Annotated in this window: 13 protein-coding genes; 7 read left to right on the top strand and 6 right to left on the bottom strand. The window is 38.3% G+C overall.

Annotated features, from left to right (window positions below; genetic code table 11):
• Positions 1-13 precede the first annotated feature (13 nt).
• Entirely contained in the window at positions 14-952 is a 939-nt protein-coding gene (locus tag K8089_RS01255) for an HU domain-containing protein (RefSeq protein ID WP_237601451.1), read from the bottom strand.
• A gap of 113 nt (positions 953-1065) precedes the next feature.
• Here K8089_RS01255 and dprA point away from each other — a divergent pair, with 113 nt between their 5' ends.
• Complete coding sequence (dprA, locus tag K8089_RS01250) at positions 1066-2169, top strand: DNA-processing protein DprA (protein WP_237601450.1); 1104 nt, start codon at positions 1066-1068, stop codon at positions 2167-2169.
• A 41-nt stretch (positions 2170-2210) separates the two neighbouring features.
• On the opposite strand, the gene trpS is transcribed toward dprA, so the two are convergent.
• On the bottom strand, positions 2211-3179 hold the full coding sequence (gene trpS / locus K8089_RS01245) for a tryptophan--tRNA ligase (protein WP_237601449.1): 969 nt from the start codon (positions 3177-3179) through the stop codon (positions 2211-2213).
• A 74-nt stretch (positions 3180-3253) separates the two neighbouring features.
• On the opposite strand from trpS, the gene K8089_RS01240 reads away from it, so the two are divergent.
• Positions 3254-3994 (top strand): lysophospholipid acyltransferase family protein, encoded by a 741-nt coding sequence (locus K8089_RS01240; protein WP_237601448.1) that lies wholly within the window; start codon positions 3254-3256, stop codon positions 3992-3994.
• Positions 3995-4200: 206 nt separating this feature from the next.
• Here K8089_RS01240 and K8089_RS01235 read toward each other — a convergent pair whose 3' ends face one another.
• The 4 genes from K8089_RS01235 to K8089_RS01220 form a co-directional block, all read right to left on the bottom strand.
• A complete protein-coding gene (locus K8089_RS01235) occupies positions 4201-5739 on the bottom strand; it encodes an outer membrane beta-barrel protein (protein WP_237601447.1) in 1539 nt (512 codons plus the stop codon).
• 93 nt (positions 5740-5832) lie between these two features.
• Positions 5833-6372, bottom strand: a complete 540-nt coding sequence (locus tag K8089_RS01230; protein ID WP_237601446.1) for an RNA polymerase sigma factor — start codon at positions 6370-6372, stop codon at positions 5833-5835.
• A 126-nt stretch (positions 6373-6498) separates the two neighbouring features.
• Positions 6499-7506 carry a recombinase RecA gene (gene recA / locus K8089_RS01225; RefSeq protein WP_237601445.1) on the bottom strand — a complete coding sequence of 336 codons (1008 nt, stop codon included), beginning with the start codon at positions 7504-7506 and terminating at the stop codon, positions 6499-6501.
• Between the two features lie 231 nt (positions 7507-7737).
• Positions 7738-8730: a T9SS type A sorting domain-containing protein gene (locus K8089_RS01220; protein WP_237601444.1), complete on the bottom strand. Its 993-nt coding sequence runs from the start codon at positions 8728-8730 to the stop codon at positions 7738-7740.
• A 251-nt stretch (positions 8731-8981) separates the two neighbouring features.
• Here K8089_RS01220 and trhO point away from each other — a divergent pair, with 251 nt between their 5' ends.
• The 5 genes from trhO (at position 8982) to K8089_RS01195 (ending at position 14726) form a co-directional block, all read left to right on the top strand.
• Positions 8982-10013, top strand: a complete 1032-nt coding sequence (gene trhO / locus K8089_RS01215; protein WP_237601443.1) for an oxygen-dependent tRNA uridine(34) hydroxylase TrhO — start codon at positions 8982-8984, stop codon at positions 10011-10013.
• A gap of 66 nt (positions 10014-10079) precedes the next feature.
• Positions 10080-10535: a hypothetical protein gene (locus K8089_RS01210; RefSeq protein WP_237601442.1), complete on the top strand. Its 456-nt coding sequence runs from the start codon at positions 10080-10082 to the stop codon at positions 10533-10535.
• Positions 10536-10670: 135 nt separating this feature from the next.
• The gene (locus K8089_RS01205; protein ID WP_237601441.1) at positions 10671-11927 is read left to right on the top strand and encodes a PSP1 domain-containing protein; all 1257 of its coding nucleotides are present in this window, start codon (positions 10671-10673) and stop codon (positions 11925-11927) included.
• Positions 11920-12405: a gliding motility lipoprotein GldH gene (locus tag K8089_RS01200; protein ID WP_237601440.1), complete on the top strand. Its 486-nt coding sequence runs from the start codon at positions 11920-11922 to the stop codon at positions 12403-12405. Before K8089_RS01205 ends, K8089_RS01200 begins: the two co-directional genes overlap by 8 nt.
• An 8-nt stretch (positions 12406-12413) precedes the next feature.
• Positions 12414-14726: a penicillin-binding protein 1A gene (locus tag K8089_RS01195; protein WP_237601439.1), complete on the top strand. Its 2313-nt coding sequence runs from the start codon at positions 12414-12416 to the stop codon at positions 14724-14726.
• The last annotated feature ends 87 nt before the right edge of the window (positions 14727-14813 follow it).

Genomic DNA, 14813 nt, shown 5'->3' with positions numbered 1-14813 from the left:
GAATAAAGTAACACTACTTGATTTCCTGTACCAAGAGCCAAGCATCGGCATTTTCGGTTTTTTGAATTTCATGCAGTTTACGCTGTGCTTCTACTTTATCATCAAAACTTGCATAGAGCACTTGATGAAGTCCATAGCGATTAGCATCCATTTTTAAAGGAGAGTATCCCTTTTCACGTAATTGTTCAACTTTTTTAGAAGCGTTTTCTTCCATACGGTAAGCACCCGCAACGAGGTGATAAATTCCCGTGTGTTTTGGAACTTGTAAACTCAGCACCGGAAGCGGATTTTCAATTACAAACGTAGCTTCCTGAATTTGGTTTTCAACAAGCGAATTAGCCTTTTCTCGTTCCGCATAATTATACTTTTGAACCTGACCTTCGTACATTTTCATACTTCCGAAACCGATGGCTGAAAGTGCAATAACCGCAATTGCAGCGTATTTAAGATACGGTTTTGCTTCTCGCCTAGTAGGTGTAAAATGAATTGGAGCTTTTTCTTCCAATGCAGCAACTTCTTCTTTGTACGCTTCGCGACTTATTTTTGGCGAAACAAACGACGATAACCCAAATGCAGTTGTACTGTAATTTTGCTGCTGAATAGGTTCAAACTGCAACGATTTTTCGGCATTTAGGGAGAATTCACCAATATTTTTAAAGACAACATTTTTACCGTCTGCAAGTTCGTTGGAAATTTGAGCCGTAAAATTTCGAATTCTCTGCAAAGCCGTCTCATAGCTGCATTTTTCAACCGAAGCTACATAATTTGCAAACAAGCCATCATTCGCCTGTAATTGTTTATTAAACGAAACAATTTTTGAAGGCGGATTAAATGTATTTGAAGTCTCGTCAATTTGTGCAGATTTGTAACGCGTTAAAAATGCGCCAAACCCAGGAATAATAACACATTCGTAACGATAAAGCAGATCGGATATGTAGGTTGTAAGTTGCATATAAACAAAATTAGCCTTTTTTTAAAGCAATCCAATTTTTGTTTTGGTAATTTATTAACAACTTAAAAATTTCGTATTTTTAACAAGATTCCCCCGTTTTTAAATTTTAAATTATGCTTTCGAAAAACGAACTGCGTTATACACTCGCTTTACAGCGAATACCAAATATGGGCGATATTTCGGCAAAAAAACTTCTGCGAAAACTAGGTTCTGCGGAAGCGGTTTTTAAGGAGAAAAAAAGCAATCTCGCTAAAATTGATGGAATCGGTATTATTCGGTTAAAGGAAATAAATCTGAAATTACAGTTGGATCAAGCAGATGAAGAATTGCGTTTTATTGAAGAAAATAATATTGAATACCGCTATTTTAAAGACAAAACCTATCCCGAAAAATTAAAACATTGCATCGATGGACCCATACTTTTTTTCCACCGTGGAAATATAGATTTGGTAGGGAAAAAGATAATAAGCGTCGTTGGCACACGTAAAATTACGAGTTATGGCAATACATTTTGTCAAAATTTAATTGAAGAAATTGCGCCGTTAAACCCAGTGATTGTTTCGGGTTTGGCATACGGAGTTGATATTTGTGCGCACAAAGCAGCCATAGAAAACAACTTGCAAAACATTGCGTGTTTAGCGCACGGGCTGAATCAAATATACCCGAAAGATCACAAAAAATACGTTCAAAAAATCGAGGAAAATGGTGGTTTCATTTCAGAGTTTTGGAGTAGTGATGCCTTCGACCGCAATAATTTTTTAAAACGAAACCGAATTATCGCCGGTCTTTCCGAAGCAACCATCGTTATTGAATCTGCCGAAAAAGGAGGAAGTTTAGTGACAGCAGATATTGCAAATTCATACGACCGTGAAGTATTTGCCGTTCCCGGAAGAGCAACCGATAGCCAAAGTCGTGGCTGCAACAATTTAATAAAACAGCAAAAAGCGCACTTACTTACAAATGCCGCAGATATTATTTATATGCTCGGTTGGGAATTGAAAGAAAACCAAAAACCCAAGCAAACCCAACTCTTTGTAGAATTAGACGAAGCGGAAAAAGTAATATTTCGATTTTTAAAAGAAAAAGAAAAAGAACTGTTAGACACCATTGCGTTGGAATGCAACATTCCGGCCTATAAAGCTGCGAGCATTTTAATGAATATGGAATTGAAAGGTGTTGTGCGGCCACTGCCGGGGAAGTTGTTTCAGTTGGTTTAAAACAAATTCTAACAACTGTTGGTCGCTGAACGAAGCCAAAGCTAATACCCAACTTTCTCCCGAACTCTTTTCAAAACGCCATCGGCAACTTTTCGGGCCTTTTCGGCGCCGGCAGCTAAAGCAGCATCTATTTCTGGAAGGTTTTCCATATAATATTTATAACGACTGCGCTCTTCAGAAAATTTCTCAACTATTAATTCAAACAAAGCTTGTTTTGCGTGACCGTAACCGTAGTTTCCGGCTTCGTAATTTTTTCGCATCTGCACAACTTCTTCTTTTGAAGCCAATAATTTATAAATACCGAAAACGTTGCAAGTATCAGGATTTTTGGGTTCTTCCAGCGGCGTGCTATCGGTTTCAATACTTAAAACTTGCTTCCGAAGTTGCTTGTCGTTCAAAAATATGTTTATATAATTTCCTTTAGACTTACTCATTTTGGAGCCATCAGTTCCCGGAACATACATTGTTTCTTCGTGAACTTTTCCGGTTGGCATCACAAAAGTTTCACCCATTTGTGCGTGAAAACGAGAAGCGACATCGCGGGTAATTTCAAGATGTTGCATTTGGTCTTTCCCAACGGGAACAATTTCGGCATCGTACAAAAGTATGTCGGCTGCCATTAGCATCGGGTACGAAAAAAGGCCTGCATTTACATCTTCCAAACGATCGGCTTTGTCTTTAAAAGAATGTGCTAACGTTAATCGCTGAAACGGAAAAAAACAACTTAAATACCAACTTAGCTCTGTGGTTTGTGGCACATCACTTTGCCGGTAAAAAACCACACGCTCAATGTTTAAGCCAAAGGCCAACCAAGTTGCTGCGACGCTATATGTGTTTTCGCGAAGTGTTTTGGCATTTTTAATTTGCGTCAACGAGTGCATATTTGCAATAAAAAGAAACGAATCGTTTTTTGGATCGTTTGTCATTTCAATTGCTGGAATGATTGCTCCCAAAAGGTTTCCGAGATGTGGCGTGCCTGTGCTTTGTATTCCTGTGAGTATTCTAGACATTGTTTTAAAAAATTTCAGCAAAGGTACTTTATTTGATTTATTTGCATCGTTCAAATTGTTACTTTTGAACTTCAATGAAACTATTTCAAAAAATATTTGCAGCATTTTACCGTTTTTGGTTCTACTTAGTAATTGCATTAGCTACCATTTTACTGTTTCCATTTCTTATAATTAGCATTTTAAAACATTCTTGGTACCCGCTTTTCTTTAAGGTTGCGCGAACTTGGTCGGCATTTATTATTTATGGCATTGGCTGTTACCCTATTATTAAACGCGAAGTGGAATACGAAAAAGGGAGAAGCTATATGTTTGTGGCCAACCACACATCGATGACCGATATAATGTTGATGTTTTACGCAACCAAAAATCCATTCGTTTTTGTTGGAAAAAAGGAATTGGCGAAAATTCCACTTTTCGGATATATTTATAAACGCACCTGTATTTTAGTAGATCGCGGCAATACAAAGAGTCGCGTTGAAGCTTTCCGAAGAGCCGAAAAACGGTTGGATGAAGGATTGAGTGTTTGCATTTTTCCCGAAGGCGGTGTGCCCGAGGATCTTTCACTGCTTTTAGACGAATTTAAAGATGGTGCTTTTAGGCTTTCAATAGAACACCAAATTCCCATTGCACCAATGACTTTTCACGACAATAAAAAACGTTTTCCATATTCCTTTTTTAGAGGCGGGCCCGGAAAAATGCGGGTGAAAATACACAAACTTATACCAACTGCCGGACTCACTTTAGAAAATAGAAAAGAATTGAAAAAAGAAACCCGCGAAGTAATTTTGAGTGAATTGTTGCAGCCCACGGTTTAAGATGGTTCTTTACCTAATTACAATGGGCTGCCAAATACTACGCAGTTTTTTGAAATAAAATTCCAGACATTCGTTTACCGTTAGTTGTGAAACTGACTTTTGAGATTCCTGCCTTCGCAGAAATAAAAAAACCGTCCTATGGCGCAGAACGGTTTTCTCAATCATTTTGCTTGAAGTATATCAAACAAGTTCAACTAAAAATTAACCTAAAACTTGAAACTCAATCCACTGTAAACGCCTAAATAGTATGGCTTAAAGTTTACAGCCGAATCGGTATAAGGGTTGAGCTGGTATTTAAACATGGGTTCAATATTAAACGTAAATTTTTTGGACAATTTGTAGTCCACTCCCAGCCCTACGTTAGTTGAAAAACTTACTGATGAGAGATTATTTGCTTCTCCCAACACACTATTAAAATTATCAGCATTTACCGAAATTTCATTATTACCCAAAAATAAAGTACTTAAACCTCCAATTACATTAATGCCAAATCTGCTATCAATTACGGCGTATTTAAGTTCTACAGGCACTTCGTAATAGTTTATATTTTGAATAAGTCTCGCTTCTCCTTTTGTAGATTTCGGCATAATTTCGCCAAAACCATTTGATGGCGCGGCATTGGCCAAGGCACCTTTATCAACCGCGGTAAGCACTATTTCTCTACCGCCGTAATCTACAGTGCGCAGCGCCAGTGCAACAGGGCCTGAACCTATCTCAATGCCCCCCGTACTATAACTTAAATCTACATTATTTATCCCCGTGCGAACGCTCAATCGGTTATTTAGTGCATAACTCACTTGCACGCCATAACTCATATTAACATCGCCCTCCTGCGGATTGTCGCCAAAAGTTGGATCTATGGAAGAACCATTGCCTAAACTACTATAATAAACTGGCGCAACGTTTGGTGCAATATTCCAGCGGCGCTCCGGTTTTTGATTTATTTTCTTTTCTGAAATTATTTCTTCGTCTTGTTCAGCGATTGCTTCAAAAATTGACTTTTTGTTTTTATTCTCTTCTGCTAATTGTGCCTCGGTTTTAACACTACTTTCTTCGGAAGAGTCTTTTTTTGAAGGTTTGTTAACAGCGAGGTTTTCCTTTTTGGAATCAAAAATTGGGTCGTCTTTTCTGATAATATTCTCGTGGGTTTTATCTGAAATATTATCGACTTTTACTTTTTCAGAAATATTTTTTGAAGTGGCAATTCCTTCCTCCAAATTATTTTTTGAAGTGTTTTTTTGAATTGCATTTTTATTCGAATTTTCTTCAGAATCGTTTGAAGCAATTACAGAGCGGTTTGTTTTTTCAGCATTATTTTTGAAAACTTTATTCGAAGATTTTGTTTCGGTAATGTTTTCTGAAGTGTTCGTTTTTGAAGCAGTTTCGGTTTCAACGGCCTTGCTTTCTATTATTGTTTCTTCCGAAGCTACTTGCGAAGCATTATTAAAATCTTCAATTTCAGATTTATCTTTCTGAATTTGATTTTCTATTTCGTTTACATTTTCATTTGAAATTGAAGGAGCAGTAGAATTTGAAGAATTGTAAAGTGAATCGCCAACAGTTAACAACAATGCAATTAACGCAGCAACACCGCCAAGTTTAATCCATAGCGGAATAACCTTGCGATCTTTTTTCTCCTCTTTCAACGATGCTTGGATGTTTTCCCAAACGCGCGACGAAGGAGTGGCTTCAAAATTTTTGAAACCTTCGTTAAAAATGTTGTCTATGTTTTTCTTTTCTTTCATCTTTAGTTCCCGCGAAGGCGTGAATCTTTTTAAAAAAACCCCAAACCCTGAAGCAGGGGTTTTCTCTTTCAATCTAAACAATCATACAATGCTTTAAGTGTTATAATTTTTAGCATTATATTCTTCAATTTTATTTTTCAAAATCGCTCTGGCACGTGCTAGATTTGATTTAGACGTTCCATCGCTAATTCCTAACATTTCTGCTATTTCTTTGTGCTGATAGCCATCCATAACATACATACTGAACACCAATCTGTATCTGTCTGGCAGCTCTTGCACAATTTTCAGCAAAAATTCCAACGGAATTTCTTCACTTTCAATTTCAACCTCGGCTTCATCTGCTATCTGGCCTTCATCAACAATATCAAAAGTGCGTTGCTTTCGGTATTTCTGAAGTACGGTGTTAACGGTTACCCGTTTCATCCAGCCTTCAAAAGAACCTTTGCCATTATACTGCTCCACTTTTTTAAAAATGGTTATAAAAGCATCCTGCAAATTGTCCTCAGCCTCTGTATAATTAGGCGAATAGCGAAGACAGATGGCAAAAAGAACGCTATTGTACTTTTTGTACAATTCGCCCTGCGCCGTTGCATTCTGCTTTTTGCATTGTATTATGAGCTCGTCTAATGTCAAATGCGGTACCGTGAGTTATCGTTCCGTTGTAAATACCTCTTTTTTTAGAGGGCAACCGTACTAATCAAGGTTCCTACACTTTGTAGATACCACAGTATCAAAAGGGTTGCGTGGATTGCTGAATTTTTATTCGTTAATTGCAGCAATGGCGGCTTTAATTTTAGTTTCTAACTCGTCCATCAATTCAGGATTGTCTAGTAGAAGTGTTTTTACAGCATCGCGACCCTGCCCTAGTTTTGTATCGTCGTAGCTAAACCAAGAGCCCGCTTTTTTAACTATTTCAAAATCAACACCCAAGTCTATAATTTCACCAACTTTAGAGATTCCTTCGCCATACATAATGTCGAATTCTACTTGTTTGAAAGGCGGTGCTACTTTGTTCTTTACAACTTTAACGCGTGTTTTATTACCCGTTGCCGTACTAGAAGTATCTTTAATTTGTGTAGAACGACGAATGTCCAAACGCACGGAAGCGTAGAATTTTAAGGCGTTTCCACCCGTTGTGGTTTCTGGATTTCCAAACATTACACCTATTTTTTCACGCAATTGGTTAATGAAGATTACCGTACATTTTGTTTTGCTGATGGAACCCGTAAGTTTTCTAAGTGCCTGGCTCATTAAACGCGCGTGGAGCCCCATTTTACTGTCGCCCATTTCGCCTTCAATTTCGCTTTTTGGCGTTAATGCTGCAACCGAGTCAATTACTACTATATCTATCGCACCACTTCTAATTAAGTTGTCTGCAATTTCCAAAGCTTGCTCCCCATTGTCGGGTTGCGAGATTATTAGGTTTTCAACATCCACCCCAAGTTTTTCGGCATAGCCACGATCAAAAGCGTGTTCTGCATCAATAAAGGCTGCTATGCCTCCTTTTTTCTGGGCCTCAGCCATTGCGTGAAGCGTAAGTGTAGTTTTACCCGAAGATTCAGGACCGTATATTTCAATAACTCTTCCGCGTGGGTAACCGCCAACGCCAAGGGCAACGTCCAGACCCAATGACCCGGTGGGGATTACATCTACATCTTCCACGGCCCTATCGCCCATTTTCATTACAGTTCCTTTGCCGTAAGTCTTGTCTAATTTATCGAGAGTAAGCTTTAAAGCTTTTAGTTTTGCGTCTTTTTCAGTGCTCATTTTCAGTGTGTTTTATGATGGAATTTTAAGTAGCTAAGATACTATTTCTTTGGGCGTGGGGCAAAATTTTAATGGAAGGCAGTAGGATATTTGTTAACAAAGGACGCTCTGACCCAAAACGGTTTGAAACACGACCCTAACTTTGACAAAGTTTAAAACTTTGTCAAAGTTGCAAAAAAATAAACAGCCGTTTGGATAGCGGCTGTTCGAGAATTAATGATTGTTTTAAATTTATTCCATTACGAATTTTTTGATGGTGGTGTTGCCGTTTTCATCTTCTATGTTTAGAAAGCAGATGCCGCTTGTTAAGCTTGAAACATCTATGGAAGTTTGATTTGCAACTTCTAAATTATGGGTGCTTAATAGTTTGCCTTCAATGTTGAAGATTTTGATTTTTAGGTTTCCTGTGGTGTTTTGGGCAGTAATAAAGAGTTCGTTTTTGGCGGGGTTAGGATGGATGGTAAATATAGAAGAAGAATTATCATTTAGTCCAGCAGTACAATCCTCTGAATAGATGGCCATAACATCCCATTCTGAATAGGGAAATTGATTGTTTTGGGCTGCATCCACATCATCTACCATAAAACATGGGAAGGGTTCACAGTTAAACCCGCCATCCAAAGTGCATTCTACAAATACATCTGTAAGAATGTTATTGCTTCCCGAACGTAAATCGACTATACTTAAATATTCCAAGTTTATCAATTGAAGTTTAATCAAAGCGCTATGTACACTCAAGTCTAGAAACTCTATTAAATGATTACCCGCGGGAGAAGGCTCCCCGAGAACTAGTTCCACAAGGTTTGGGTTGTTTGTTAGATCTAATTGGGTAAGTAAGGAATAACTACTGCGCAACGTTTCCAAATTAATATTATTAGAAATATCAATGTTTAGAAGATTGAAGCTAGTGTTAAAAATCAATTCTTTAAGGTTTATATTATTTGTTAATGTTAATGAGGTCATCATATTAAAAGAAACATTTAAATTTTCCAAGGCTGAAAAGTCTTCAAGACCTGTTAAATCCTGTATGCCTTTACTCGCAACATTAAGATCGGTTACAAATTCAATATCACTTGTTAACACTTGCCCGTTAACGATGCCATCGCTGTCGATACCGAGGTCAATTAGGGCCTGTTCAAAGTTGGGATCTGGGATTTGGGTTATTTGGGCAAAAAAGGTAGTTGTAAAGCCCAGTAAGAGTATGGTTATAAAAGTTTTCAGCATTTGGAGTGTGGGTCTGGGGGAAAGTGGGCGTGTGGGCGTGTGAGCGTCTGGGCGTGAGTTTTCATATTTTGTTCGATTAAAGTTAGTCGATCTGTTAAATCTAGCCTAATATTTTATGATATAAAACAGGATTTTCCCTGTTTTTTAAGGGGGTTTTTCCTGTTGCTGTATGGGATTTCCCCTTTTTCATTAAAACCCGTACATTTGCAGGATTCAAAAACTAATTCTTTTCACTCTAAAAAAAGTATAGCATGCAACTGTACAATAAATTAAGTGCAAAAGAGAGGGAAACACTTTTGGAACAGGCCGGCGAAGAACGGCTTACCCTTTCTTTTTATCAGTACGCCAAGATTGGCAATCCGCATCTTTTCAGAAATCATTTATTTATTGCTTGGCACGAGCAGGATGTTTTGGGCCGTATTTACGTTGCCCACGAAGGCATAAATGCCCAACTATCTGTTCCGGCAAAACGCTTTAAGGAATTCAAGGAATTTCTGGACGGTATTTATTTTCTGAAAAATGTGCGTTTAAACATCGCCATTGAGCAGGATTTAAAATCGTTTTTAAAACTGAAAGTAAAAGTGCGCGATAAGATTGTTGCCGATGGATTGAACGACGAAACCTTTGACGTTACCAACAAAGGAATTCACGTAGATGCTTCCAAATTCAACGAACTTATTGAAGATCCTAACGTGGTTTTGGTAGATATGCGAAACCATTACGAAAGCGAAATAGGCCATTTTAAAAACGCCGTAACGCCAGATGTAGATACGTTTCGCGATTCATTGGATATAATTGAGGAAGACCTAAAAGACCACAAAGAAGATAAAAAACTGGTTATGTACTGCACGGGCGGCATCCGTTGCGAAAAAGCCAGCGCTTACTACAAACACAAAGGTTTTAAAAACGTATTTCAGCTTGAAGGCGGCATTATTGAATACGCGCGACAAGTTGAAAACCAAGGTTTGGAAAATAAATTCATCGGGAAAAATTTCGTTTTCGACCATCGCCGTGGCGAGCGTATTACCGAAGATGTTATTAGCCATTGCCACCAATGTGGAGAACCTTGCGATACGCACACCAACTGTGCAAACGAAGCCTGCCACTTGCTTTTTATTCAATGCCCAAAGTGCGAAGCAGCTATGGAAAACTGTTGTAGCGAGGAGTGTATCGAAATTATTCACCTGCCCGAAGAAGAACAAAAAAGGCTTCGACAAGGTATTCCGAATAGCAACAAAATATTTAAGAAGGGGCGTTCAGAAAAATTGAAGTTCAAAAAGTGATAATTATAGTGAAAAAGTGATTTTGTGTAATTTGTTATATTTGTTTTTCATCATAAAAAGCCTCAAATGACAAGTAATAAAAACATATTATTCTTTTTGTTTTTCTCAATATTATTTTCAATCTCGGCATTCTCCCAAAAAAATGAATCACCAGGTTTCGGCGAGAAAGAGAAGCTTAACATTTTGATTGATAGTCTGAAATTAGATTCTACAGCAATTAATCGCATTGCATCTAAAGACACTATAATTTCAGAATTATATCTTACAATTAAAGATTCTGTGAAGGTCCCTAGAATAAAACGCAGGTTGGATTCCTTTTTATTGGATAACTATTCTGAAACACAATTGTTGATGTCTTTGAAAATGGAAAGACTTATGGGCGATAATGATCGTTTTGAGTTTATAGATTCACTTAGCCCAAACAACAGCTTACGTTTTGAAACCATGGAAGAATTTACTGAATTTTTCAACAAAGAATTAAATATAAATTTTCAGTCCAAAAGAAATGACACCATTGATTAAAAGCTGAATTATTACTTCATTATTTTAAAAATTGAATTTCGAATTCGTAATTAATTATTGGTATCTTTACCGATTAACTCTTTTGTTTAATTTTCGTCCCTCTTCATTTGGAAAAGGGCTTTATATATAAAAAATATGGGCTGTACCAGCTGTGCCACAGGCGCCAACGGCCAGCCAAAGGGATGCAAGAACAATGGTACTTGCGGAACCGATGGCTGTAACAAACTAACGGTGTTCGACTGGCTTTCAAATATGCAACTTCCCGCAAATATGGAACCCTTCAATGCGGCCGAAGTGCGTTTTAAAAACGGAAGAAAAGAATTCTTCCAAAATTCAGAAAATCTTACTTTAAGCATTGGCGATATTGTAGCCACCGAAGCTGCACCAGGACACGATATTGGTATAATCACGCTTACCGGCGAATTGGTTCGCGTGCAAATGAAGAAGAAAAAAATTCCATTAAAAGTTGAAGCATTGCCCAAAATTTACCGAAAAGCTTCACAAAAAGATATTGATATTTGGCAAGGCGTTCGCGATAAAGAAGCCGACGTTCAAAAACGTTCGCGCGAAATTGCAATCCGCCACGGACTTCAAATGAAGATTAGCGATGTGGAATTTCAGGGCGATGCTTCAAAAGTTATTTTTTATTACACCGCCGAAGAGCGCGTAGATTTTCGTGAGCTAATTAAAGAATTTGCTCGTACTTTCAACACGCGAATTGAAATGAAACAAGTAGGTTTCCGCCAAGAAGCCGCTCGTTTGGGAGGAATTGGAAGTTGTGGTCGCGAGCTTTGTTGCTCTACGTGGTTAACAGATTTTCGTTCGGTAAATACTTCCGCAGCGCGTTATCAGCAACTTTCTTTAAATCCGCAAAAACTTGCCGGGCAATGTGGAAAACTCAAGTGCTGTTTAAATTATGAACTAGATACGTACTTGGAGGCTTTGGAATCGTTCCCAAGTACAGATACCAAACTTCAAACTGAAAAAGGATACGCTACTTGCCAAAAAATAGATATTTTTAAAGGTGTATTGTGGTACGCTTATGAAAAGGAATTTATGAATTGGCACGAATTAACCGTTGAAAAAGCCAACGAAATAATTGAACTGAACAAAAAAGGCAAGAAACCAATAGCACTGGAAGAGTTTATAATTGAAGCTCCAAAAGAGGAAAAAGAGCCGTATGGCAATGTTGTGGGTCAAGACAGCCTAACGCGTTTTGATAAACCGAAAAAAACGAATAAAAAACGCCGAAGTAAAAGCCGAAATAAAAGAAGTAAAACTGAAGTAACTGCAGCAAATTCTCCTAGAAATAAGCCAAAAAATAAAGCTTCCAAACAAGGAGGAAACAGGCCCCATAAAAACAGAAACCGCAAGCCTAAAAAAGATGAATAAAGTATTGGCATTTTTTTTGATTACCATCTTCTTCGTTTCCTGCGAATCTAATACAGTGTATAGCGAAATTCGAGCAATGGACGACCATTGGGGTGCTGAGGAAGTGGTCGCGTTTACCCTTCCACAGTTAGATTCGCTTAAACAATATAATTTATTTGTAAATATTAGAAATACGAACGAATACAAGTTTAATAATTTATTTTTAATAGTTTCAATGAATTTTCCACACGGCAAAACCGTAACTGACACACTTGAATACCGAATGGCAAATCCAGACGGCTCATGGATAGGTCAAGGAATTGGCGATGTAAAAGAAAACAAACTGTGGTATAAAGAAAATGTAAGGTTTCTTGAACCCGGAAATTACACGGTAACCATAGGCCAAGCAATGCGCAATAATGGCGAAGTAGAAGGCGTTACAAAACTAGAAGGCGTTACAGATGTTGGTTTCAGCATTGAAGAAGCCACCATCAAGTAAACATATATATGGCAACAAAAAAAGCAGCTCCGAAAAAAAAGAAACAACGCGATGTGAGCCGTCACATTAAGACTTTTTGGAAAATATTTGCAGGGTGTATTCTCGTATTTATATTATTCTTTCTATTTGCTTCTTGGGGCCTCTTCGGAAGTCTTCCCGATGAAACGAGCCTTGAAAATCCCGAAAAAAATCTCGCAACTGAGATTATTTCTTCAGACGGAAAAACAATCGGTAAATTTTATAAAGAAAACAGAACACCCGTACCTTACGACTCCCTTCCCGATCATTTAATAAACGCTTTAGTTGCCACCGAAGACGTACGTTTTTACGAACATTCGGGCATTGACGGAAGAGGTACCGTACGCGCAATTGCATTTTTAGGTTCACGGGGCGGTGCAAGTACAATCACCCAGCAGTTGGCAAAATTGTTTTTTACAGACCAGCGCGCTTCAAACAAAGTTGAAAGAGTACTTCAAAAAATAAAAGAATGGATTATCGCCACTCGTTTAGAACGTCGTTATACAAAAGAAGAAATAATAACTATGTACTTTAATGAGTACGACTTTTTAAATCAAGCGGTAGGTATAGAGAGTGCAGCACATATTTATTTTGACAAGCCCCCTTCGCAACTATCAACTGCCGAAGCTGCTATGTTGGTGGGTATGTTTAAAAACTCTTCACTTTTCAATCCGAACCGAAGACCAGAATTGGTTCGCAACCGAAGAAACGTAGTTTTGGCGCAAATGGAGAAGTACAATTATATTTCAGAAACCGTAATGGATTCACTTCAAGCGCTCCCGTTAAACTTAAATTTTACCCCCCAAGGTCACGACGAGGGAAGCGCAACATATTTTCGTGAATACGCCCGCCAATTTATGGAAGATTGGATAAAGGAACATCCAAAATCGGATGGTAGTAAATACAATATTTATGAAGATGGTTTAAAAGTTTACGTGACCATAGACAGCAAAATGCAAGAATATGCCGAACAAGCTGTTAAAACACATATGACCAGGCTGCAGAAAGCTTTTGACGAGCAAAACGAAAAAAATAAAACCGCTCCCTTTCGCGATATTACCGAAAAAGAAACTGAGCATATTATGAACTCAGCCATGCGAAAAAGCGACCGCTGGCGCGAAATGACAAAGCAAGGAAAGGATGAAGAAGAAATAATAAAGAGCTTTAAAAAGAAAGTGCCCATGCGCGTCTTTTCGTGGAAAGGCGATATTGATACTATTATGACGCCAATGGATTCCATCCGTTATCACAAATCATTTTTGCAAGCCGCAATGATGTCGATGACCCCCCAAACTGGCGAAGTAAAAGCTTGGGTTGGCGGTATTGACTACAAACATTACAAATACGATATGGTAAAAAAAGGAAGACGCCAAATAGGCTCCACCTTTAAACCGTTTGTATATGCTACTGCTATGGACCAAATGCATATGTCGCCCTGCGATACTTTACCCAATACCCTTTATACCATTCCCGCAGGCAAACACCATCTATTAGAGCCGTGGACTCCTAAAAACTCTGGTGGTGGCTACGGCGGAATGGTAACACTTAAATACGCACTGGCAAATTCAATAAATACAATTACCGCCAGACTAATAGACCGTGTTGGTCCAGAACCCGTTATTGATTTGGTGAAAAAGATGGGCGTCGATACCAAAAACATGCCCGCCGTTCCATCTATTGCATTGGGTACCGCAGATCTGTCGGTTTATGAAATGGTTGGCGCTTACAGTACTTTTGCAAACGAAGGAGTTTATATTGAACCTATTTTAATTCAAAGAATTGAAGATAAAAACGGGACGGTACTTTATCAAAATGTCCCCAAAACCAAAGACGTTATTAGCAATGAAACAGCCTATGTAACCGTAAGTTTAATGGAAGGGGTAACCCAGTCTGGTACAGGTGCGCGTTTAAGAGGCACATGGGCAAAAGACAACGCCTACTATAAAAGTGTAATTACTGGTTATCCATACGATTTTAAAAACCCAATTGCCGGAAAAACAGGGACAACCCAAAATAACAGTGACGGTTGGTTTATGGGAATGGTCCCTAATTTAGTAACTGGAGTTTGGGTAGGTGGCGACGATCGCGCAACTCATTTTGGATCTACCCGTTATGGCCAAGGCGCAACCATGGCGCTTCCTATTTGGGGTACTTATATGAAAAGTTGCTACGCAGACGAAGATTTAGACGTTTCAACCGGTAACTTTAAACGTCCGGCAAATCTTTCAATTGAAACCGATTGTTCTAAATGGCGCCAAGGCAACCCGGAGGTAGAGGAAATTCCAGATGAATTCGATTTCTAATTAATCCTACTTTATTAAAGTTAAACCTCACTTGTTTTTACAGACTGTGAGGTTTTTTTATAGGTTGAAATTTTGTAATTTTCAGAA

Source organism: Aequorivita vitellina (genome assembly GCF_022008365.1).
GTDB lineage: Bacteria > Bacteroidota > Bacteroidia > Flavobacteriales > Flavobacteriaceae > Aequorivita > Aequorivita vitellina.
The sequence above is the reverse complement of the archived record's forward strand: the minus strand, read 5'-3'. Positions and strand labels throughout refer to the sequence as shown.